Origin of the sequence: Iodobacter sp. (assembly GCF_025352645.1) — a bacterium.
In the GTDB taxonomy this organism is placed as follows: Bacteria; Pseudomonadota; Gammaproteobacteria; order Burkholderiales; family Chitinibacteraceae; genus Iodobacter.
Window position 1 is genome coordinate 17,110 of the sequence record NZ_JANXSO010000001.1, and the last position, 20,566, is coordinate 37,675.

At 48.6% G+C, this 20,566-nt stretch carries 18 protein-coding genes and 1 pseudogene; 10 read left to right on the forward strand and 9 right to left on the reverse strand.

The window, feature by feature from the left end; genetic code table 11:
• Positions 1-46: 46 nt before the first annotated feature.
• The 6 genes from leuC (at position 47) to Q0R17_RS00080 (ending at position 4,184) form a co-directional block, all read left to right on the forward strand.
• A complete protein-coding gene (gene leuC / locus Q0R17_RS00055) occupies positions 47-1,462 on the forward strand; it encodes a 3-isopropylmalate dehydratase large subunit (RefSeq protein WP_293930794.1) in 1,416 nt (471 codons plus the stop codon).
• 11 nt (positions 1,463-1,473) lie between these two features.
• A complete protein-coding gene (locus tag Q0R17_RS00060; RefSeq protein ID WP_293930752.1) occupies positions 1,474-1,602 on the forward strand; it encodes an entericidin A/B family lipoprotein in 129 nt (42 codons plus the stop codon).
• Positions 1,599-2,237, forward strand: coding sequence for a 3-isopropylmalate dehydratase small subunit (gene leuD, locus Q0R17_RS00065; protein ID WP_293930755.1), 639 nt, complete (start codon positions 1,599-1,601; stop codon positions 2,235-2,237). Before Q0R17_RS00060 ends, leuD begins: the two co-directional genes overlap by 4 nt.
• Positions 2,238-2,329: 92 nt before the next feature.
• A complete protein-coding gene (gene nagB, locus Q0R17_RS00070) occupies positions 2,330-3,064 on the forward strand; it encodes a glucosamine-6-phosphate deaminase (protein ID WP_293930758.1) in 735 nt (244 codons plus the stop codon).
• Between the two features lie 82 nt (positions 3,065-3,146).
• A complete protein-coding gene (locus Q0R17_RS00075) occupies positions 3,147-3,668 on the forward strand; it encodes a GNAT family N-acetyltransferase (RefSeq protein ID WP_293930760.1) in 522 nt (173 codons plus the stop codon).
• A 27-nt stretch (positions 3,669-3,695) separates the two neighbouring features.
• Entirely contained in the window at positions 3,696-4,184 is a 489-nt protein-coding gene (locus tag Q0R17_RS00080) for a C40 family peptidase (protein ID WP_293930797.1), read from the forward strand.
• A gap of 14 nt (positions 4,185-4,198) precedes the next feature.
• Here the strand turns inward: Q0R17_RS00080 and Q0R17_RS00085 are convergent, their stop codons facing one another.
• Together Q0R17_RS00085 and flgM are read right to left on the reverse strand one after the other, a co-directional pair.
• Positions 4,199-4,678 carry a flagella synthesis protein FlgN gene (locus Q0R17_RS00085; protein WP_293930762.1) on the reverse strand — a complete coding sequence of 160 codons (480 nt, stop codon included), beginning with the start codon at positions 4,676-4,678 and terminating at the stop codon, positions 4,199-4,201.
• A gap of 1 nt (position 4,679) precedes the next feature.
• On the reverse strand, positions 4,680-4,967 hold the full coding sequence (gene flgM, locus Q0R17_RS00090) for a flagellar biosynthesis anti-sigma factor FlgM (protein WP_293930764.1): 288 nt from the start codon (positions 4,965-4,967) through the stop codon (positions 4,680-4,682).
• A gap of 248 nt (positions 4,968-5,215) precedes the next feature.
• Here flgM and Q0R17_RS00095 point away from each other — a divergent pair, with 248 nt between their 5' ends.
• Positions 5,216-7,225, forward strand: a complete 2,010-nt coding sequence (locus tag Q0R17_RS00095; RefSeq protein ID WP_293930767.1) for a M13 family metallopeptidase — start codon at positions 5,216-5,218, stop codon at positions 7,223-7,225.
• 173 nt (positions 7,226-7,398) lie between these two features.
• Here Q0R17_RS00095 and Q0R17_RS00100 read toward each other — a convergent pair whose 3' ends face one another.
• Positions 7,399-8,190 (reverse strand): transporter substrate-binding domain-containing protein, encoded by a 792-nt coding sequence (locus tag Q0R17_RS00100; protein ID WP_293930770.1) that lies wholly within the window; start codon positions 8,188-8,190, stop codon positions 7,399-7,401.
• Positions 8,191-8,889: 699 nt separating this feature from the next.
• Between Q0R17_RS00100 and Q0R17_RS00105 the strand changes: the two are divergent.
• Positions 8,890-9,123 (forward strand): annotated as a pseudogene (locus tag Q0R17_RS00105) (IS5/IS1182 family transposase); the annotation flags it as partial.
• 214 nt (positions 9,124-9,337) lie between these two features.
• Here the strand turns inward: Q0R17_RS00105 and Q0R17_RS00110 are convergent.
• Positions 9,338-10,717 (reverse strand): hypothetical protein, encoded by a 1,380-nt coding sequence (locus Q0R17_RS00110; protein ID WP_293930772.1) that lies wholly within the window; start codon positions 10,715-10,717, stop codon positions 9,338-9,340.
• A gap of 9 nt (positions 10,718-10,726) precedes the next feature.
• Positions 10,727-12,853, reverse strand: coding sequence for a CHASE2 domain-containing protein (locus Q0R17_RS00115; RefSeq protein WP_293930775.1), 2,127 nt, complete (start codon positions 12,851-12,853; stop codon positions 10,727-10,729).
• A 333-nt stretch (positions 12,854-13,186) separates the two neighbouring features.
• On the opposite strand from Q0R17_RS00115, the gene Q0R17_RS00120 reads away from it, so the two are divergent.
• Complete coding sequence (locus Q0R17_RS00120; protein WP_293930778.1) at positions 13,187-13,621, forward strand: FecR domain-containing protein; 435 nt, start codon at positions 13,187-13,189, stop codon at positions 13,619-13,621.
• A 3-nt stretch (positions 13,622-13,624) separates the two neighbouring features.
• Positions 13,625-14,218, forward strand: coding sequence for an OmpA family protein (locus Q0R17_RS00125; protein ID WP_293930781.1), 594 nt, complete (start codon positions 13,625-13,627; stop codon positions 14,216-14,218).
• A gap of 74 nt (positions 14,219-14,292) precedes the next feature.
• On the opposite strand, the gene hutH is transcribed toward Q0R17_RS00125, so the two are convergent.
• The 4 genes from hutH to hutI form a co-directional block, all read right to left on the reverse strand.
• Positions 14,293-15,828 carry a histidine ammonia-lyase gene (gene hutH / locus Q0R17_RS00130; RefSeq protein ID WP_293930784.1) on the reverse strand — a complete coding sequence of 512 codons (1,536 nt, stop codon included), beginning with the start codon at positions 15,826-15,828 and terminating at the stop codon, positions 14,293-14,295.
• 214 nt (positions 15,829-16,042) lie between these two features.
• Positions 16,043-17,713 carry a urocanate hydratase gene (gene hutU / locus Q0R17_RS00135; protein ID WP_293930787.1) on the reverse strand — a complete coding sequence of 557 codons (1,671 nt, stop codon included), beginning with the start codon at positions 17,711-17,713 and terminating at the stop codon, positions 16,043-16,045.
• Positions 17,714-17,783: 70 nt separating this feature from the next.
• Positions 17,784-18,704 carry a formimidoylglutamase gene (hutG, locus tag Q0R17_RS00140; RefSeq protein ID WP_293930789.1) on the reverse strand — a complete coding sequence of 307 codons (921 nt, stop codon included), beginning with the start codon at positions 18,702-18,704 and terminating at the stop codon, positions 17,784-17,786.
• Between the two features lie 158 nt (positions 18,705-18,862).
• Entirely contained in the window at positions 18,863-20,086 is a 1,224-nt protein-coding gene (gene hutI, locus Q0R17_RS00145) for an imidazolonepropionase (protein ID WP_293930791.1), read from the reverse strand.
• Positions 20,087-20,566 lie beyond the last annotated feature (480 nt).

Here is a 20,566-nt window from a genome sequence, read left to right on the forward strand (position 1 = left end):
GGCAAAGTGCCTTCTATGCTAGTTTCTTAGACCCTGACTTTTTTTGATGATCGCCATGGCTCAGACACTTTATGACAAACTTTGGCACTCGCATGTCGTTCGCACTGAAGACGACGGTACTTGCCTTATCTATATAGATCGTCACCTGGTGCATGAAGTCACCAGCCCACAGGCTTTTGAGGGCCTAAAGTTAGCGGGTCGCGGCCTATGGCGCAAGTCTTCAATTGTCTCGACGGCCGATCATAATACGCCAACTAATGATTGGGATAAGGGGATTCAAGATCCTATCTCGCGTTTGCAGGTGGAAACGCTGGACGCCAATATCAAAGAATTTGGCGCGCTGGCTTATTACCCGTTTAAAGACCAGAAACAAGGCATTGTGCATGTGGTTGGCCCAGAAGTTGGCGCAACCCTGCCAGGCATGACCGTGGTGTGTGGTGATAGCCATACCTCTACCCACGGCGCATTTGCCGCGCTTGCCCACGGTATTGGTACTTCTGAAGTGGAGCATGTAATGGCCACTCAAACGCTGGTGGCTAAAAAATCTAAAGCCATGCTGATCCGTGTGGATGGTGCGCTGGGCCGTGGTGTTACGGCAAAAGACGTGGCTTTGGCAATTATCGGTAAGGTGGGTACGGCTGGCGGCACTGGCTATGCGATTGAGTTTGGCGGTGAAGCGATCCGCTCCTTGTCGGTAGAGGGTCGGATGACGCTATGCAATATGGCCATTGAAGCCGGTGCGCGTGCGGGTATGGTGGCAGTGGATGAAAAAACCATCGATTACCTAAAGGGCCGTCCTTATTCGCCGAATGCCCAGCAGTGGGATGCGGCTGTAGCGCACTGGAAAACGCTGGTATCGGACGAAGGCGCAGTGTTTGATGCGCTCGTTACGCTAGATGCCGCTGCAATTGAGCCACAGCTCACATGGGGAACTTCTCCAGAGCAAGTCTTGGGGATTTCTGGCCGTGTGCCAGATCCAGCCAGCGAAGCTGATTTAGTAAAACGCGGCAGCTATGAGCGCGCGCTGCAATATATGGGCCTAGCTGCGAATACCCTGTTGACCGATATTCAGATTGATAAAGTATTTATCGGCTCCTGTACTAACTCACGCATCGAGGATTTACGCGCCGCAGCAGGCGTAGCTAAGGGTAAAACTAAGGCTGCCAATGTAAAACTGGTGCTGGTGGTGCCGGGTTCGGGCTTGGTAAAAGCGCAGGCTGAGGCCGAAGGGTTGGATAAGATTTTTATTGCGGCAGGTTTTGAGTGGCGTGAGCCAGGCTGCTCGATGTGTCTTGCCATGAATGCCGATCGCCTAGAGCCTGGCGAGCGCTGTGCATCCACTAGCAACCGTAATTTTGAAGGCCGTCAGGGTCAAGGTGGACGTACGCATTTGCTGAGCCCTGAAATGGCTGCAGCGGCGGCGATTGCCGGTCATTTTGTTGACGTGCGTCAGCTGGCTTAAGGGGAAACAACATGAAACGAATCGCAACGCTGCTGCTCATGTTTCTTATGCTAGGGCTGACTGCTTGTAACACCATGTCGGGCGTGGGTAAAGATATTAAAAAAGGTGGTGAAGCCATCGAAAAGGCGGCCAATAAATGAAAGCATTTACTCAAATTAATGGTTTGGTCTGCCCGCTGGATCGCGCTAATGTTGATACCGACGCGATTATCCCTAAGCAGTTTTTAAAATCGATCAAGCGCTCAGGCTTTGGCCCAAATCTATTCGATGAATGGCGCTATCTGGATCACGGCGAGCCAGGTATGGATAACAGTCAGCGTGTATCTAATCCAGAATTTGTGCTGAACTACCCGCGCTATCAGGGGGCAGAAGTGCTGCTGGCCAGAGATAACTTTGGTTGCGGATCAAGCCGTGAACATGCACCGTGGGCGATCGATGATTACGGTTTTCGTGTGGTGATTGCACCTAGCTTTGCTGATATTTTCTTTAATAACTGCTACAAAAACGGTCTGCTGCCGATTGTGCTGGACGGCGCTGTGGTGGATCAGTTATTTGCGGAAAGTGAAGTCAGCGTTGGCTACCGCTTAAATGTGGATTTACATGCTCAAACTGTTACCACGCCATCTGGGCAGGTGTTTAGTTTTGATGTTACCGGCCATCGTAAGCATTGCCTGCTGAATGGCTTAGATGAAATTGGCCTGACTTTACACCACGCTGATGAAATTAAAGCCTTTGAAAATCAGCGCCGCATTGATCAGCCTTGGTTGTTTTCCTGATTTTTTGCCTTTGGCATGCTTTACATCAACAACTGTCATCAATCTGCGTATAGTATCTAGGTTGTTTTACTTATTTCGGAATGCCTACAATCATGATTTTGCATAAATTTAAAAATCAAAATGAATTAAACCGCGTTGGTGCAGATTTATTACTCTCTATTGTGCGCTCAAAACCCAATGCTATTTTGGGAATGGCAACGGGCAGCACCCCAGTAGGTATTTATCAGGAAATGGTAAAAAGCTACCAGCAAGGTTTGGTTAGTTTTAAGGAAGTGACAACCTTTAATTTGGATGAATATGCAGGCTTGCCGGTGACGCATCCAGAGTCATATCGCAGCTTTATGCAAAGCCATTTATTTAATCATATCGACATTAAGCCAGAAAACACCTATGTGCCAAATGGGAATGCTGAAGATTTAGATGAAGAAGGTCGTCGTTATGATGAGCTGATTTATCAAAAAGGCTTGGTTGATATGCAAATCTTGGGCATTGGGCATAATGGGCATATTGGCTTTAATGAGCCAGATGAAGCGCTATCCCGTTTTACCCATAAAGTGACTTTAAAGCCAGAGACTCGTGAAGCAAATAAACGCTTTTTTAATAGCATTGATGAAGTGCCAACCCACGCATTAACTATGGGTATGGGCTCTATTTTGCACGCTAAATCAATTCTCTTAGTGGTAAAAGGCGCTGAAAAAGCGGAGATCCTCGATCGCACTTTAAATGGCCCAATCACAACCCAAGTGCCAGCTTCATTCTTGCAGACGCACCCACGGGTGATCGTATTAACAGATTGTGATGTAGATTATAAGCGTTCACATTCTTAATTTTGTTGTAGTCTGGTATAAAAACACCAAGGGTTTCAAGCCTGAGGTGTTTTTTTTTATTTAAATGTGAGTGGAATAAAATATGCGGGTCGTTTCTTGCACTTTTGCTCAACATGCAGAGCAAATTCTTTATATTTTTAACGAGGCTATTGCAAACTCTACGGCGCTGTATGATTACACGCCAAGGCCATTGGCTAGCATGGTGGCTTGGTTTGAGGATAAACAAAGCAATCAATTACCCGTGGTGGGAATTGAAAATGATGCGGGTGTTTTAGTTGGATTCGCATCTTATGGAGCATTTCGTGTGCGTCCTGCCTATAAATACTCGGTTGAGCATTCTATTTATATCCACCCAGAGCATAGAGGCCAAGGCCTAGGCAAAAAACTATTGCTGCTTATTATTGAACAAGCTAAGGCTCAGGGATATCACACTTTGATTGGTGGAATCGATAGCGATAATACCGCTAGCATTGCACTGCATGTGCAGCATGGTTTTATCCATGCGGGTACGATTAAAGAATCAGGTTTTAAGTTTGGTCGTTGGCTAGATCTGGCATTTTACCAACTTATTTTGGCAACACCGGAATATCCTGTTGATGGTTAATCAAAGGAGGGGTTGAGTTTGAAAAAGATGCTATTGCTGGGGATTATCTTTTTAAGCGCGTGTAGTAGCACGCCACCCAAAAATAAAACGCCTTATCCCGTCTCTAAATCATTGAATAATATCCAAGCGCAGGGCGCAGGGCTGGAAGTGGTGATGTATGCCTTGGGCTTATTGGATGTGAATTATCAATTTGGCGGGAATAATCCAGAAGCTGGCTTGGATTGCAGTGGCATGGTGAGTTTTGTGTATAAAAATGCCGTGGGAGCCGTACTGCCCCATAATGCGGCGCAAATTGCTAATTTAGCGCGGCCAGTTGCAATGGATCAATTGCAAGCAGGGGATTTGGTGTTTTTTAATACCTTAGGAAAATCTTTTTCACATATGGGGATTTACTTGGGGGATGGGCGCTTTATTCATGCGCCATCATCCAAGGGGAAAATTAGAGTGGAATCTTTAGCTAGCCCGTATTTTGCTCAGCGCTTTGAAGGTGGGCGTAGTTTGCTGGCGCAAAACTAGCATTAGCAAGGCTACTACGCCGTGTCGCGCCGTTGGCCTTGGGGTAAGGCGGTGAGCTTACCATCTGGTGCATACAGCGGGCTGTTGTGGCTGGCCTCTAGCAGCTGCTGCATAAAGGCATTGATGAGATGCTGACGGGTTTCTATAAGCTTGCCATTGCTGCTATTAAATGCTGCAGCTTGGCGTGAGGCTTCTAGCAAAGCTTGCCATTCAATGAGTGAGCTAGGTAGCTCTGCACTAAACCATGCGCTTATATCACTATTTGGGCTAAGGCCTTGTTCGGCAAAAAAGAGGCTTAGTGCTAAGCCCGCTTGTTCAGCATCTAACGCGGTGCTTTGTTTCTTTTGTGTGATGCTTACCAACTGATCTAGCTGATTGGCAATTAAATACTCTTGCTCTTCTTTAAGTAAGCTGAGTAAGTTTTGCATGCTGCATTTTGCCTGATCCAGTAGCGGTGGCAAAGTACTCAACGGCAGTGCCGTGCTTGATATCATTTTACTTGCCTAGTAGTTCTTGTGCGCTCTGGATGATTTTGCCAGCAATTGCCTCGGTACGCACGGTAAAACGCCCTTCACTAATTGCTTTTTTAAGCGATTCAACACGCTCCGCATCAAAAGTGGGCTTAGTACTTTGCTCTAGCTGGCTCAGTTTAGCTGCCAGTGGGTTAATGGTTACGCTATCCACGCTTGAGCTGCGCTCCGCACTTGCCGCGCCGTTGCTCGGAACACGATCATTGTTGCGGCTGAGCGTTGGGTTGAGTGGTTTTGATGAGTCGATTTTCATGGTATGTCTTCCTTCGTCACCGGCCAGTGTGACTTGCTATTACTGTCATTATGCCAAGTATCGACGCAAATCGTAAAAACTTTAGCAATCTGTCTGCATATAAGGCGTCTCTGATGTATTTTTATTGCTTTTTATTGATTTTCTTTCACGCTCGGACAGGCTTAGGGCATTATATGCCACAGATTGCTTAAACTAATTATCATGCAACGCTTTTAAATAAGCGATGCAATCATCAATGGGGATTCTGAATGAAGCAAAAATTTGTTTTAACCCTTATTAGCGCTGCTTTGGCATTGGGGGCGCACGCGGCATCTCGTTCTGGTTTGGATGTTGAACATTTCGATAAAAATGTTCGCGTGCAAGATGATTTGTATCTTGCCGTAAATGGTAATTGGTTAAAAAACACTGAAATTCCTGCAGATAAGCCATCACATGGCTCTTTTTTAATTTTAAGAGACCTTGCTGAATCACAGGTGCGCACTATTGTAGAAACCGCAGCAGGCCAAAAGGGCGCAGCCGGTTCTGCAGTTAAAAAAGTGGGCGATTTATATCAAAGTTATATGAATGAAGGGCTTATCGAGCAGCGCGGTTTGGCCCCATTACAAGCAACCTTATCCATGGTTGATGGTGTTAAAAATAATAAAGGGCTGGCGGCAGTATTGGCGTCATTTACGTCCTTAGGTATTCACACTCCTTTTGCTGCCTATATCGGGCAAGATGAAAAAAACTCAACGAGTTATATTGTTAATATCCATCAGTCCGGATTAAGCCTGCCAGACCGTGATTATTATTCAAAGCCAGATGCTAAGTTTGTTGCGGCACGCGTGGCATTAAATCTTTATTTTGAGAAGCTGCTGAAACTGTCGGGTGAATCCGCTGTAGATGCCGCAGCTTTGCTGGCGTTTGAAACTGAACTAGCGCAAGTGCAATGGACTAAGGTTGATAATCGCGATCCGCATAAAACCTATAATAAAAAGACACAGCTTGAATTAAATCTCCTTGCGCCTAATTTTGCATGGGCTGATTATTGGCAGGCGATGGGTTTGGCAGATAAAGCGGAGCCTGTCATTGTTTCTCAGCCAAGTTATATTAAGGCGGTAGGTGATATTTTAGCTAAAACACCCATATCCACTTTAAAGGCTTGGTTAACGTTTAAGGCTTTAGATCAATATGCCAATGCCTTGCCAAAGGCTTATGCTGATTTGGCCTTTGATTTTCATGGCAAAGCATTGTCAGGTGTGCCGGAGCAAAAGCCGCGTTGGAAAAAAGCCATTGCGGCTACCAATAGTAGTTTAGGTGAGGCCGTGGGGGAGTTATACGTCGCCAAATACTTTACACCTGATGCCAAAGTTAAAATGGATGTGATGGTTAATAATTTATTAGCTGCTTATCGTCATTCCATTAAAGATCTAACTTGGATGAGCCCAGAAACAAAGGTTAAGGCTCAGGAAAAATTGGCTAAATTTACAGTGAAAATTGGCTATCCAGAAAAATGGATCGATTACTCTACGCTAGAGATTAAACCCGATGATTTGCTGGGTAATTTACAGCGCTCCCAGCGCTTTGAATTCGCGCGTGAAGTGGCAAAACTAGGCAAGCCTATTGATCGTAAAGAATGGGGAATGACGCCGCAAACGGTGAATGCTTATTACAATCCAAGCATGAATGAAATTGTATTTCCTGCCGCTATTTTACAAGCGCCATTTTTTAATCCTTTGGCCGATGATGCAGTGAATTACGGTGCCATTGGTGGCGTAATTGGTCATGAAATCTCACATGGTTTTGATGATCAAGGCAGCCAATTTGATGGCGATGGTAATTTAGTGAATTGGTGGGGTAAGCAAGACGGCGTAGCTTTTAAAGCACTCACAAGTAAATTGGTTGCTCAATACGATGCCTATGAACCTATTGCAGGTAAGCATGTGAATGGGCAACTTACCTTGGGTGAAAATATCGCTGATCTATCTGGCTTGGCGGTGGCTTATAAGGCTTATCAATTGTCTTTGGGCGGTAAGCCTGCAGTTAAACTTGAAGGGCGTACGGGTGAGCAGCGCTTTTTCTTGGGCTGGAGCCAAGTTTGGGCTAGCAAAATGCGCGAGCCGATGACTTTGCAATTACTCTTGAGTGATCCGCATAGCCCTGGTGAATTTAGGGCTAATGGTGCGGCGGTAAATAGTGATGCTTTCTATGAGGCTTTTGGTGTAAAAGAAGGCGACGCGATGTATAAGCCAAGCTCGGAGCGTATTCGTATCTGGTAAGCGTGGTGAAATAAGGCATCAGGGTTTAGATGCCTTATTTATTCGGGGCATAGATAGTTATTACGGCGGCAGATCATTCCTCAAAGAGATGGTCTGCCGCTGGTTTTCAATTGTTTTTCGCAAAGGTGCAGCGCATTAGTGTGCTAGCGCTGGCAGCGGTTTTTTACAATTGATCAGCCTTGAATACGGAAGGTGCGTGGGAATGATGTGTTGGTTTGTGGCCCAAACCAGCGATTAAATATTTGCTCTGCTTCACCGGTTTTTTCTGATTCAATTAATGATTCATTAACGATGTTCATTAGGCGTTTTTCACCTAATTTAGTAGCGATGGCCAGAATTTCGGTGGTGTTAGAGAAATTAGAAATCTCGTACTGTGATTTGTTTGGCATTTTGTTCAATGCCGCAGCCAAAGTTGGCTCGTCATTCATGACTGCGTCGATAATGCCTTGATCCAGTGCGCGTGTTGCATCAGGGATGTCTGCAAACGTGGTGATGCTGGCCTTAGGGTAAAGCTTACGGGAGGCGCTTTCGCCTGTTGTCCCTTTGGATGCACCAAGGCGGGCATTGGCAAGGGATTCGGACGTTGGGTAACGGCCTTTACGGCTTAATGCTTTTTGTGCTGCAACAAAATAGCCAAGGCTGCAGCTGACTTCGCGCTCACGCTCTGGGGTTTTGGTAAAAGCGGCGACTAAAATGTCAACTTTGCCAGCTTTCAAGCTTGCAATACGTTCGCCAGGGTGTAAGTCCAGCACTTGTAGTTTAACGCCCATTCTTTTTGCAATGAATGATGCATAATCAATGTCGTAACCTGAAAAGGTTTGATTGTCATTTCGTCTGGCAAAGGGTGGGTTGTCAGGTAATATACCTACGATCAAAACTCCCCGTGCTTTAACGGTGTCGAGTACATCGGCATGGGCCATCAGACTGATAGCGCTTAATAAACTTGCGATAAATATACGTAGCATAAATAACCTTGATCACCGTTTATTTGAATCAGCGATGATATTTTTCAAAAGTTGAATGGGCCAATGTCAGATAAAATGGCCTTATTTATTTAGAAAAACAGCAAGTCATTAGGAATGACGGCTTGCTTATCCTCCGAGAACTCAGTCATTTTATACGTGAACCGGCGTAAAAATGAAGGTTTATATTTTTTCTTTGATGCACATTTTATTTTTAATCCATCTAGCTGCGCTTATTTATATGTAAAACATAAATAATACGTTTTGTTTATCTTTTGTCTACTTATCCATCCTAGGGCAATAGTGTATAGCTATTCAGTGATGATGAACGACATATATAGTTAATATTGATTGGTGTGGCACGTAATGGATGCATCTTCCATCATGCTGCTCCAGATTTATTTAAATGGCATATTTAAATGGCATATTTAAATAAATTTTTTAATATTGATAAGGAGATATCCCGCTTATATTGATCTTAATTAATACTGTCTGTTTAAGAAGCCTCAGATCAAAGCCAGCGGCTAGAATAGTTAAAGCTTCAAACACTGGGCCGCCTATAAAAAAGTCAGGGCAACTCAGTTTTGTTGATAGCGAGCAAGCGCTTGAGAAAAAGCTTACTGGGCGTGAGCAATTTTTAGCTCAATTAATATTTTCAAAGCTTTACTGGTGGATCCCGACTTTAGAGTGGGCAGTAAGTCTATACGACAGCAGATTGAGGCACAGGGAGCGTGGTCTGTGACTCCCTGCAAAGGTAATTCAATCAAAGGCCATGCGGATTTAGATCGAGGATTATATTGTTGCCGACATTGGGTCGAGAGTGCATTTGCATGACTGAAACATTACCAAGCAGCGGCATGTCTATACGATAAATTAAAACAGAATGAGGAAAGCGTTATCGCCATGGCATGTACGTATTTAGGGTTGCCAATGTGAAGCGCTAGCAGGCCCTAGTTTAGGGTCCCTCATTTTCAATATTTGATGCCAGTCTGAGCATAAAAAATACTAAGGAAAATATTCTAGGGGTAGCTGCTTGCTGCGCTCAATAGTGAACTAGGTGCAGCAAGCAGCGCCGCTATGGTGGTTCTGGGATGATTTTTTTGCGGGTAAGCTTGGTGAGTAAGGCGTACGGCTTAAAGGAATCATTCCTTTATGGTTTACCAAGTGGTATGGCCTCAGGGTGGAATAGGTGGTTTTGTAGCGCCTGCATGGCTGTTTGCCTAGATAGGGAGATATGCATACAGGCGGTGATCATGGATGTGACGAGTGTTGGGTCAAGGCTTTTAAGAAACATGTGAGGTGATAGTTCGCCTTTAAACATTTTTTGCGCCTCTCCCCATGCTTGCAAGGTGCCTTGATGGCCTAGACAGCGGTAAAGAAAGGCGGTAACAGGGGAGGCGTTTAGGTCTAGCGCGGCTTCTTCTGATCGTCCTTGATCAAAGATTTGCAATAGCTCTTGATTGATATCCGCTGCGGTGTTGGCTTCTGGTAGGTAGTCTTCGGCACGCTCTGGTTTGCCATTGCTATGACGTATATCGCCCAGAAACATCGATATTGGCCCATCCCCGCCTGTTGCCATTGCAATCGCTTCAAGCATGGCAATGGTGGTGAGCTTGGCTGCCAAGAAATCGCAAGAAAAATAGATGTTGCGGCGGGCGGCAGCTTGTAAGTGCTGTAGATTTTCGTTTGAGGGCTGCTGCTCATACTGATGGAAAATGGCTTTCTCTTTTAGTCCTTGTAAAAATATTTCCATACGCAGCAGTGCCGCGCGATAGTCTTGTAGGGTGTAAGCGCCAACAGCATTCAGTGGGACATTTGATTCTTCTATCAGCAGCCAAGTAGAGGATAAAAACACTCTGGGGCGGCTCTGGGCAAATTCCATAACGTCTTGGTTGCTAAGGCTAATGGCATCTTGCATGACTTCATTAACATAAGGGCCGTAGGTTTCTACATCGTGCATGCCGAGTAGCTGGCGGCTTTGCTGGTGGATTTGTGCCGCGAGTTGCTGGGTTGCGGCATCATCCCTAAATGGAATGGTGGCTTCAATACAGGCCGCAATAGCGATTAGATCGCTGAGCGGTAACCAAGGTTTAAGCAGGCTGACGGCAACCACGGCGCTTAAAAATTCATTCATGCCACCATGAGGAGGGAGCACTCCGCCGGGGGTAAAGCTAAATAGTGCTGCACACATACTGACCAGTTGATTGGGGAGCGGGTCTGGCAGCGTAAATTCATTGTTTTTGAGTTGGCAAATATTGTTTAAAAGTGCGCCGGTGTTCTGAGGGAAGCCCCAGTCTAGCTGGTAGTAAACTAAGTCATGAAACAGTGCGGCAAGTTGTGCCCGTGGCCGTAGGCCTTCGCAAAGCTGGAATACATGGTCGGCCGTGTGATATTTGCGGGTGGTATTTTCCATTGCACGGTGCACTAAAATGGCCAGCCGTTCAATATCTGGCATCGGCACATCAACTGACATTTGCTGAAAAGATTCGCTGAAGATATGGATAATGCGGTTGATTTTTGAATTACTCATTCTGGCCTCTTACTTTTGCGTCATGACAATTAAATCGCTCTGCTCACCCTTGCTAAGCCGATCAAGGTGCAAGGTGAGTAGCGGATCCTGAGGATATTGCTGTGCCAGCTGATTAAAATCATTCGCTGTAGCGGCCCCATCAACCATAGCCTGATACAGCTTGCAGTATTGCTCTAGCGGCGCATAGTTGGCTACTCGCTGGCTGGTGACTGGCTCAAAAACCTGTAGTGGTTGGCTTTTTCCTTTCAGTATGAGTCGGCCTATAGGGCGAACTTCTGCATGCGAGCAGCCACTTAGAGTAGCCTGCGAAAGGCAGATGGTGGTGCCAAGGTGCTTATTCACGCTTTCAAGTCTCGACGCGGTATTTACGGCGTCGCCCAGTGCACGGTAGTCAAATAAAGTACGCCCTCCAAAATTACCCACAATCACTTCACCAGAATGGATGCCAATGCGTGTTATGCCAAAGGGGGTGCCTCTGGCATTGAGCGCGGCAGAATAATCGCTGGCAAAAAGATCCATTTCTAGTGCGCAATTTAACGCTCGGCTTTGGTGATCGGCCTGCGTTACGGGGGCAGAAAACATGATCGCCAATGCATCGCCCACAATCCGATCTAGTGTGCCTTCATATTTAAAAGCAATGGCGATCATTTGATCCAGATAATCATTAAGCAGGGCCACGGCATCAGCTGGGTCGAGTTTTTCCATTAACGCGGTGAAATTGGCGAGGTCGGTAAATATAAAGCTGCATTCTTGCCGTCGCCCACCCAGCGCCATTGAATCGGGGTTGGCGATCAGATGGCTGACTCGGTTTGGGGATACATAGCGGGAAAAAGCTTGCTTAATCCAGCGCTGTTTGCGCTCGCTCTGCCAGTGGTGAATCAAGCTGCCTAGAGTAAATGTTGTAATGAAGATCAAGGCTGGAGTTACCGTATCCAGTAGTAAAGCGTGTTGGCGAAAGGTATACCAGCCAAGTAGTTGAAGGATCAGTAAGCCAATTAGTGTGATGCTTGCCGCAAATAGCGCCCGAAATCTCATTGTGAGTAGGCCAATGGCGAGCGCTCCCAATAGGCTAATGATACTTTCTGTGGATCTAGCCCAACCAGGGCGCTGTAAAACGCTGCCGCTGCTAATTTGTTCCAGCATCTGGGCATGTACTTCAACACCAGGAATAATTTGCCCCAGTGGGCTAAAACGTAAATCCATCAGCCCCTGAGCCGAGCTGCCAATTAAAATCATTTTCCCTTTAAGTGTTGGGGCTGGGATTTGCCCTGCTAGCAGCTTCCATGCACTTAGGTAGCGGGCAGGATCTGGCTTGGCATAATGAATCCAAGCCTCGCCGTGTTCTGTTAGCGGAATGGTAAAGGAGCCAATACGCAGCGTATCTGGCTGGCCATTTGCTAGCGTTTTTATAATATAGTTTTGCCCGCCTTGGGCAACGCGTAAGACTTCTGCATCCAGCGAGGGCACCAGCTTATTGCCAAGTTTAAGTAGCAATGGAATGCGGCGCACTATCCCGTCTTGGTCTGGAATAAAGTTGAGTGCGCCATTGCCGCTGGCTGCATACTCAAATGCGGGCAGTGCAACAATGGCGCTTTGAAAAGAATGCAGCCAGCGGCTGGGCTCTGGGCCTGCATAGACATAACGATATTGTGGTGTGCTTTGTTGCTCCGGCCCAGTTTCACGTCTGACGGTAAGTCCTAAAACCACCGGCGCGGTTTTGATGCTCTGCGCAAAAATAGTATCGTGATTGGGTAGCGCGGTGAGCGTGCTTTTCAAGGGCTCTTGTAGCGACCAAAGCTCAGCCATTGCTTGCGGCGAGCTGTGATCTGCCTCAGCAAAAACCACGTCAAAGCCAATCGCTGCTACCTTGGCCTCTTGCAGCTTATTGATAATGGCCGCCAGCCGAGTTCGCGGCCACGGCCATTGCCCAAGGCGGGCTAGGCTTTCATCATCAATATCGATAATTTGCACTGCTAAGCCAGTGCTATGGCGAGCAGACCCGTGTTGATACTGATCGAATAATTGATTGCGTAATGTTTGTAAGGGAGTGAGATCAGCCCAAAGTATTGCCAGAGCTAGTATGAGCGCGGCAATAGGCAGAAAAACATTGGCAGACTGAATTGAGAATTTGTGCATAGCTTTAATGGAGCTAAGTCTATCCTTACATAGGTCTATTGATTTTTAGCCGAGTTGCTTAATAAAATCTATATTGGCTGGTAGTTTGACGATTTTAACAGCCATTACTAATAAAACCAGCAGACAGGGCTTTGTTTGTGTGTTTTTTTACTATCGAGCAACTAGGCTTGTTAGCGCCGTAAACCGCATAGTTAAACGGTCATAGACCGGCTCAATACAAACACTCCGCGCTGTGGTGAGACAGTTATCAGAGGTGGGGGAAATCACTACACGATTGCTTACAATTGTATGCTAAGTTTAAAATCACGGGTGTAGATTGAGTGGGAGCAAATCATGTTTAAGTATGTGGTGTTAAGTAGTTGCGTACTTTCTTCGGCGCTATGGGCTGGGGAGGTGCCGATAGGATGGGTGAAAAATGTCACGGGCGATGCTACGGTCAGTAGCAATGGCGTGTTGATAAAGGCGGAGCCAGGTACAGCGGTCTTGCAGGGTAGTGTGTTGCGTACTGGTGCTAAAAGCAGCATGGGCATTACTTTTAAAGATGAAACCATTATGTCTTTTGGCCCAAATACACAAATGAGTGTTGATGAATACCTGTATGCCCCTGCACAGGGGCAGCTTAGCCTTGTTGGCAAACTAGCAAAGGGCACAATGAATTATGTGTCCGGAATTATTGCTAAATTACAGCCCGATGCCGTTGCTGTGAGCACTCCAGTTGGCATTATTGGCGTGCGCGGCACACAATTTGTGCTGAAAGTTGAGGAGTAAGGCATGGTGGCTGGAATTTTTCGCTCATTGATTATCCCTAGCGTGCTGGCATTATTGCTGCAGGCCTGCGCATCTGAATCTTATATTGTGCTGCTAGAAAACCCTGATGGGCATACTGGTGCGGTAACGGTGAGTGGCTCAAAAGGTAAACAGCTGATTAAAACGGCAGGGGATGGCGCATTACTGGATGGATCACAGGCTCCAGCTCCAGTTGCGGCAGATAAAATCCGTAAAGACTTTGGTGAAGCCATGGCAGCAAGGCCCCAAATTCCTAAGCGTTTTATTTTGTATTTTCAGTCTGATGCTACTTTAACGATAGAGTCAGAAGGGCAGTTGCCAGCAATTATCGCCGAAGCCGCTGGCCGCCCTGTTGTGGATGTTTCTGTAGTTGGCCATACGGATACGATGGGCAAGGCCGATGATAATGCAGCACTGGCGCTGGTGCGGGCCACAGTAGTGGCTAATTTGTTAAAAGAAAAAGGGATGAAGTATCACGATATGACTATCGAATCGCACGGTGAGCGTAATTTGCTGGTGTCTACACCGGATGAGGTGTACGAGCCTAAAAATCGGCGAGTTGAGGTTTCTGTGCGCTAAGAGTGTGTTGTAGTAATAAGCATTAATTAAAAAAAGCCCGCTTTTATAAAGTGGGCTTTTTTGTGGGTGGGTGCTTAAACCGATGGCAGCAAGTTTGGCAGGCTGAAGTGATTAAACGCAGCACGGCTGATCATGGCGGCGGCTTTTTCGATATCTGGCGCAAAGAAGCGGTCTTTATCGTAGAAAGTCACCTCGGCGCGCAAGATGGCCTTGGCGGCTTCTAGCTTGGCCGATGCTTTTGCTGGCGCTCTAAAATCCACGCCTTGGCAGGCGGCTAGCAGTTCAACCGCCAGAATACCTGCGGTATTTTCACTCATGTCTTTTAAGCGGCGCGCAGCAAAAGTAGCCATAGACACATGGTCTTCTTGGTTGGCCGATGTAGGCAGGCTGTCCACGCTGGCTGGATGGGCCAGTGATTTGTTTTCTGAAGCCAGTGCCGCGCCGGTGACCTGAGCAATCATAAAGCCTGAATTTACCCCGCCGTTATTCACTAAGAAGGCAGGTAGCTTGGATAAGTGGCTGTCGATCAACAGCGCCATGCGGCGCTCAGACAGTGCGCCAATTTCTGCAATGGCCAAGGCCAAATTATCTGCAGCAAAGGCCACTGGCTCGGCGTGGAAATTACCGCCAGATAAAATCACATTGTCGTCAGCAAACACCAGCGGGTTGTCGGAAACGGCGTTGGCTTCGGTTAGCAGCGTATCGGCTGAGTTGCGGATTTGCGTAAGGCATGCGCCCATCACTTGAGGCTGGCAACGTAATGAATACGGGTCTTGTACCTTGCCGCAATTGGCGTGGGCTTCGGCGATTTCGCTGCTGCTTCCAAGTAAATCGCGATAGAGTGCGGCAGAATCAATCTGGCCTTGATGGCCGCGCACCGCATGAATACGTGCATCAAAGGGGGTGCGGCTCCCCATAGCTGCTTCGACCGATAAGCCACCGGCTACCGATGCGGCAATAAATAAATCTTCCGCAGCAAACAGGCCTTCTAGTGCAAAAGCGGTGGAGGCTTGTGTGCCATTAAGTAGCGCTAAGCCTTCTTTTGGGGCGAGTACAATGGGGGCAAGGCCAGCAGCTTGCATCGCGGCTGCGCCTGTTACACGTTTGCCATCAACAAACGCTTCGCCTTCGCCAATTAAAACCGCGCTCATATGGGATAGCGGTGCCAAATCGCCTGAAGCACCTACCGAGCCTTTTTGCGGAATCACTGGATAAATTTGATGGTTAAACAGGGTAATCAGCGCTTCAATCACTGAGCGGCGAATGCCAGAAAAACCACGCGCCAGCGAGTTGATTTTCAGCGCCATCAGCAAGCGCACGGTGCCGTTTTCCATCGGCTTGCCAATGCCCGCTGCATGCGAAAGCACGATGGAGCGTTGCAGCAGCTCCAGCTCTTCCGTCGCGATTTTAGTACTAGCCAGTAAACCAAAGCCGGTGTTAATGCCATAAACCGTGCGCCCTTCAGTCAGAACGCGTGCCACGGTAGCGGCGGCGGCATCAATGCCAGCATGGGCCGATACATCCAGCGCCAGGGTGGTGATGTCATTACGGGCAATTTTGCGTAAGTCCGCTAGCGTTAGCTGACCTGGTTTGATGGTGAATGTGCTCATTTCTTTATCCAGTGTGTTTGTATTTTATGTGGCAAGGGTATGTAGGGTGGGCACCTGTGCCCACGGGGCGGTGGCAAAATTTGCCGCTTATGGAGATGAATCCATGGCACGCGTCATCACGAATTCTCGCCACGCGTGGGCACAAAATCGTGCCCACCCTACATTTTTTTATGTGCTCTGTGTCTACAGATCTTAGGGTTTGCAACGCTGCCTTTTACTTCAGCATCGGCAAATCTAAGCCCTGCTCTTTGGCGCAGTTTTTGGCGATATCGTAGCCTGCGTCGGCGTGGCGCATGACGCCGGTGCCGGGGTCGTTCCACAATACGCGGCCCAAGCGCTTGGCTGCGGCGTCCGTGCCGTCAGCTACAATTACTACGCCTGAATGCTGCGAAAAGCCCATGCCTACGCCGCCGCCGTGGTGGAGCGACACCCAGGTTGCGCCGCCTGCGGTATTTAAGAGCGCGTTTAAGAGCGGCCAGTCGGATACGGCGTCCGATCCATCTAGCATGGCTTCGGTTTCACGATTTGGGGATGCCACAGAGCCAGAGTCGAGGTGATCACGGCCAATCACAATCGGCGCTTTTAACTCGCCATTTTTAACCATTTCATTAAAGGCCAGCGCAAGGCGGGCGCGATCTTTTAGGCCTACCCAGCAAATACGCGCTGGCAAGCCTTGGAAGGCGATGCGTTCACGCGCCATATCTAGCCAGTTGTGCAGATGTGGGTTATCCGGGATCAGCTCTTTGACTTTGGCATCCGTTTTGTAAATATCTTCCGGGTCGCCCGATAGCGCTACCCAGCGGAAAGGGCCGATGCCTTCGCAAAACAGCGGGCGTACATAGGCGGGCACAAAGCCGGGGAAGTCAAATGCGTTTGTTACGCCTTCTTCCAGCGCCATTTGGCGGATGTTATTGCCGTAATCGACCGTTGCCGCGCCACGCGCTTGTAAATCCAGCATCGCTTGCACTTGCTTGGCCATCGATTGTTTGGCAGCTTTGGTCACGCCAGCTGGGTCGGATTTCTGTGCCTCACGCCATTTGGCAATATCCCAACCCTGTGGCAAATAGCCGTGTACGGGGTCGTGCGCTGAAGTTTGATCGGTGACAACATCGGGGGTAATGCCACGGGCAACCAGCTCGGCAAACACATCAGCGGCATTACCTAATAGGCCAACGGATACCGGCTTGCCGGTCTCTTTTGCATCGGCCACGATGGCTAGCGCTTCATCAAGGGTGGTCGCTTTGCGGTCTACATAGCGCGTCTTCAGGCGGAAATCGATGCGGGTTTCATCGCATTCCACTGCAATCATCGAAAAGCCAGCCATGGTGGCAGCCAGTGGCTGAGCGCCGCCCATGCCACCCAAGCCGCCGGTCAAGACCCAGCGCCCCTGCGCAACGCCGCCAAAATGCTGCTTGGCCATGGCCACAAAAGTCTCGTAAGTGCCTTGCACAATGCCTTGGCTGCCGATGTAAATCCAGCTGCCCGCAGTCATCTGGCCGTACATCATTAGGCCTTTTTTATCCAACTCGTTAAAGTGCTCCCAATTGGCCCAGTGAGGAACCAGATTGGAGTTGGCCAGTAGCACGCGTGGCGCATCAGGGTGCGATGGAAACACGCCCACCGGCTTGCCGGATTGAATCAGCAGCGTTTGATCGTCTTCCAGCCGAGTCAGCACTTCCAGAATCTTGTCGTAGCATTCCCAATTACGCGCCGCACGGCCAATCCCGCCGTAAACCACCAAGGATTGCGGATACTCGGCCACTTCGGCGTCGAGATTATTTTGAATCATGCGAAAAGCGGCTTCAGTCAGCCAGCTTTTACAAGTCAACTCGCTACCGCGTGGCGCGCGAATAACGCGGGAAGGATCATGGCGTGGGTCAGTCATGGTGTGGCTCCAGTTGGTGAAGAAAGGTCAGTAATTTGTAGGGTGGGCACAGGTGCCCACCCTACGTTTATCAATGCTTAAAATCTCTGCAAATCGCCCATGCCAATCTGGCGGCGGCTTTTGCGCCGTGGCTGTCGGTATCAAACAGCGGGTTGAATTCCACCAGATCAGCAGCAACTAGTTTGCCGCTGGCAGCCAGCAGACGGCTAAGGTGCTCGATCACGCTGATTTCCACGCCAAAGCCTGCGGGGGCAGAGACGGCGGGCATTTGTGCTGCGGGCAATACGTCTAAATCAATCGTCAGATACACCACATCGACTTGATCGATAAAGCTTTGTAGCTGAGCCTGTGTTTCTGTTAGCTGCCACGGCGTCATGTCGGTATCGAGCCGCCATGAGGCTTTGAGCCGTTCTGCTGTGGCAAACAGCGCTTGGGTATTAGCCGTTTCGGCCACACCCATACAGAGGTAGTGAAAATCTTGCCCACGTTTGGCGCATGCAGCGGCGATTTGGGCGAAGGGCGTGCCGGATGTGGGCTCCGCCGCTTCTCGCAGATCAAAATGCGCGTCGAAATTCACAATGCCGATGCGCTGGTTTGGGTAAACGTTGGCAATCCCTAGCCAGTGGCCGTAAGCCGTTTCATGTCCGCCACCCAGCACAAGTGATAGATGACCGGCCTGAATATGTTGGCTCACCGCAGTGGCAAGGCGTTGGTGGGCGGCATCTAAATCACCCTCTTCACAGGCCACATCGCCAGCGTCGTAAAGCGGTAGAGTGGGGTGATAAGCCAGATTCGCCAGCGCCTTGCGTAAAGCCACAGGCCCAGCCACGGCACCGACGCGCCCCTGATTGCGGCGTACGCCTTCATCACAGGCAAAACCAAGTAGTGCAATACCTGCAGGCTGATTTACAGCTAAGGGCTGCACCACTTGATGCCAGCGCCGCGCCGCATCGCCTTCAGCAGTATCAATACGCCCAGTCCAGACGGTCATGGTTTTTAATCCTAATCAGTAAACCTAAATCTTGAACCACAGAGGACACAGAGAACACAGAGAACACAGAGTTTCACGGAGGAAACCTGACTTGTAATGTTTTTCTCCGTGATCCTCCGTGTTCTCCTTATCTCCGTGGTTCAAGGTTTGGGTGTTTGTTAAAAAGAGCCTCTAAATACTCGCTGTTTGAGTAGCGGCGTGCCTAGGCTGTAGATGATTTCTGCTGGGTGGTCGATATTCCAGACTAAAAAGTCTGCGACAAATCCTGCTGCTAGCTGGCCGTGTGTCACTGCGCGCCCCAGTGCTTGAGCTGCGTGGCGGGTGGTGCCGGTGAGGGCTTCTTCTGGGGTAAGGGCAAACAGCACACAGGCCTGATTCATGGCAAGGCGGATAGAGGCAAAAGGGCTGGTGCCGGGATTCAGGTCGGTTGATACCGCCATCGGTACGCCAGCTTCTCGCAGTGCGGCAACCGGTGGTTTCTGAGTTTCGCGTAAAAAGTAAAATGCGCCGGGTAGCAGCACCGCCACCGTGCCAGCGGCCTGCAGCGCGGCAATGCCTGCATCGTCGAGGTGTTCGATATGGTCGGCGGATAGGCCGTTAAATTCGGCTATTAGCTCTGCACCGTGCAGATTGGATAGTTGTTCTACATGGCCTTTTATTTTTAAGCCGTGTTTCTTTGCGGCTTCAAACACGCGGCGAGTTTGCGCGGGGCTAAAGCCAACGCCTTCACAAAATACATCCACCGCTTCGGCCAGATCCTCGCTGACGGCGGCAGGCAGGATGCGCGAAATCACTTCATCTATATATGCATCGCTGCGCCCTGCAAATTCAGATGGCACAGCGTGCGCAGCGAGTAGAGTGGTGGCAATTTCTACTGGATAGTTGTCAGCAAAGGATTTTGCTACGCGCAGTTGTTTTAGCTCGTCATATAGGCGCAGCCCATAGCCAGATTTAATTTCCAGCGTAGTGACGCCCTCATCCATTAGAGCCTGCAGCCGTGGCAGGCTAGCTGCACATAAATCGGCCTGCGATAAATGACGCGTGGCATTAACGGTAGAAACAATCCCACCTCCCTCGCTGGCAATCTGCTGGTAGGGCACGCCGGTCAGGCGTTTTTCCCATTCTGCGGCGCGGTTGCCGCCGTACACCAGATGGGTGTGACAATCGATCAGGCCAGGGGTAATCCATAGGCCAGCCACATCAAGTACTTCACCACGTAAGCCAAATTCAGCTAGCGCCTCTACCTGCGGCAAGATGGCATAGATCTCTTCGCCCCGAATCCATAGTGCGTGATCATTTAAAACGCCATAAGCCGCTGGCTGTTGCGGATCCATGGTGGCAAGACGGGCATTAATCCATAGCGATTCGGTAGGCTGGCTCATGTGGACTCTGTATGGTGAGTAATTGTATATACATTTACTCATTCTAGGCTTGATGTCAAGCAGGGAAAGCCGTGTTTGCGCTATTTACTAAAGTATAAAAAGCAAAATAGCTTAGCGTGGTATGGGATATATCGGGCCGCAGCTAGTGATTTGCTTGCGCTGTGCTGGAGTGCATAAGTTTGATTTTTATATAAAACAGCGACTTATCTATTTGTTAGTCTTTTATTCTTAAGCCTTGCTTGACCTAGTCAGTGATGCCCCGTATATTTCGGCCTCTCGCTGCAGCACACACAGCAACACAGCAACACAGTGTTCAAGCCGCAGCGAATGATCTTTAAAAAAATACAGTCGATGAGTGTGAGTGCTTGATTCGGAAGCGAAACAAGTGCTTGCATTAGTAAGGAGTAACCAGCGATGGTTGCTCTGAATAAAGTAAGCCAGTAAGTACTAGCTTAGCGATTAAACTAAAGAGTTTGATCC

Bases quoted from the DNA above. Each gene is read 5' to 3' on its own strand.
- leuC (WP_293930794.1), top strand. From the start codon at position 47: ATGATCGCCATGGCTCAGACACTTTATGACAAACTTTGGCACTCGCAT.
- Q0R17_RS00060 (WP_293930752.1), top strand. From the start codon at position 1,474: ATGAAACGAATCGCAACGCTGCTGCTCATGTTTCTTATGCTAGGGCTG.
- leuD (WP_293930755.1), top strand. From the start codon at position 1,599: ATGAAAGCATTTACTCAAATTAATGGTTTGGTCTGCCCGCTGGATCGC.
- nagB (WP_293930758.1), top strand. From the start codon at position 2,330: ATGATTTTGCATAAATTTAAAAATCAAAATGAATTAAACCGCGTTGGT.
- Q0R17_RS00075 (WP_293930760.1), top strand. From the start codon at position 3,147: ATGCGGGTCGTTTCTTGCACTTTTGCTCAACATGCAGAGCAAATTCTT.
- Q0R17_RS00080 (WP_293930797.1), top strand. From the start codon at position 3,696: ATGCTATTGCTGGGGATTATCTTTTTAAGCGCGTGTAGTAGCACGCCA.
- Q0R17_RS00085 (WP_293930762.1), bottom strand. From the start codon at position 4,678: ATGATATCAAGCACGGCACTGCCGTTGAGTACTTTGCCACCGCTACTG.
- flgM (WP_293930764.1), bottom strand. From the start codon at position 4,967: ATGAAAATCGACTCATCAAAACCACTCAACCCAACGCTCAGCCGCAAC.
- Q0R17_RS00095 (WP_293930767.1), top strand. From the start codon at position 5,216: ATGAAGCAAAAATTTGTTTTAACCCTTATTAGCGCTGCTTTGGCATTG.
- Q0R17_RS00100 (WP_293930770.1), bottom strand. From the start codon at position 8,190: ATGCTACGTATATTTATCGCAAGTTTATTAAGCGCTATCAGTCTGATG.
- Q0R17_RS00110 (WP_293930772.1), bottom strand. From the start codon at position 10,717: ATGAGTAATTCAAAAATCAACCGCATTATCCATATCTTCAGCGAATCT.
- Q0R17_RS00115 (WP_293930775.1), bottom strand. From the start codon at position 12,853: ATGCACAAATTCTCAATTCAGTCTGCCAATGTTTTTCTGCCTATTGCC.
- Q0R17_RS00120 (WP_293930778.1), top strand. From the start codon at position 13,187: ATGTTTAAGTATGTGGTGTTAAGTAGTTGCGTACTTTCTTCGGCGCTA.
- Q0R17_RS00125 (WP_293930781.1), top strand. From the start codon at position 13,625: ATGGTGGCTGGAATTTTTCGCTCATTGATTATCCCTAGCGTGCTGGCA.
- hutH (WP_293930784.1), bottom strand. From the start codon at position 15,828: ATGAGCACATTCACCATCAAACCAGGTCAGCTAACGCTAGCGGACTTA.
- hutU (WP_293930787.1), bottom strand. From the start codon at position 17,713: ATGACTGACCCACGCCATGATCCTTCCCGCGTTATTCGCGCGCCACGC.
- hutG (WP_293930789.1), bottom strand. From the start codon at position 18,704: ATGACCGTCTGGACTGGGCGTATTGATACTGCTGAAGGCGATGCGGCG.
- hutI (WP_293930791.1), bottom strand. From the start codon at position 20,086: ATGAGCCAGCCTACCGAATCGCTATGGATTAATGCCCGTCTTGCCACC.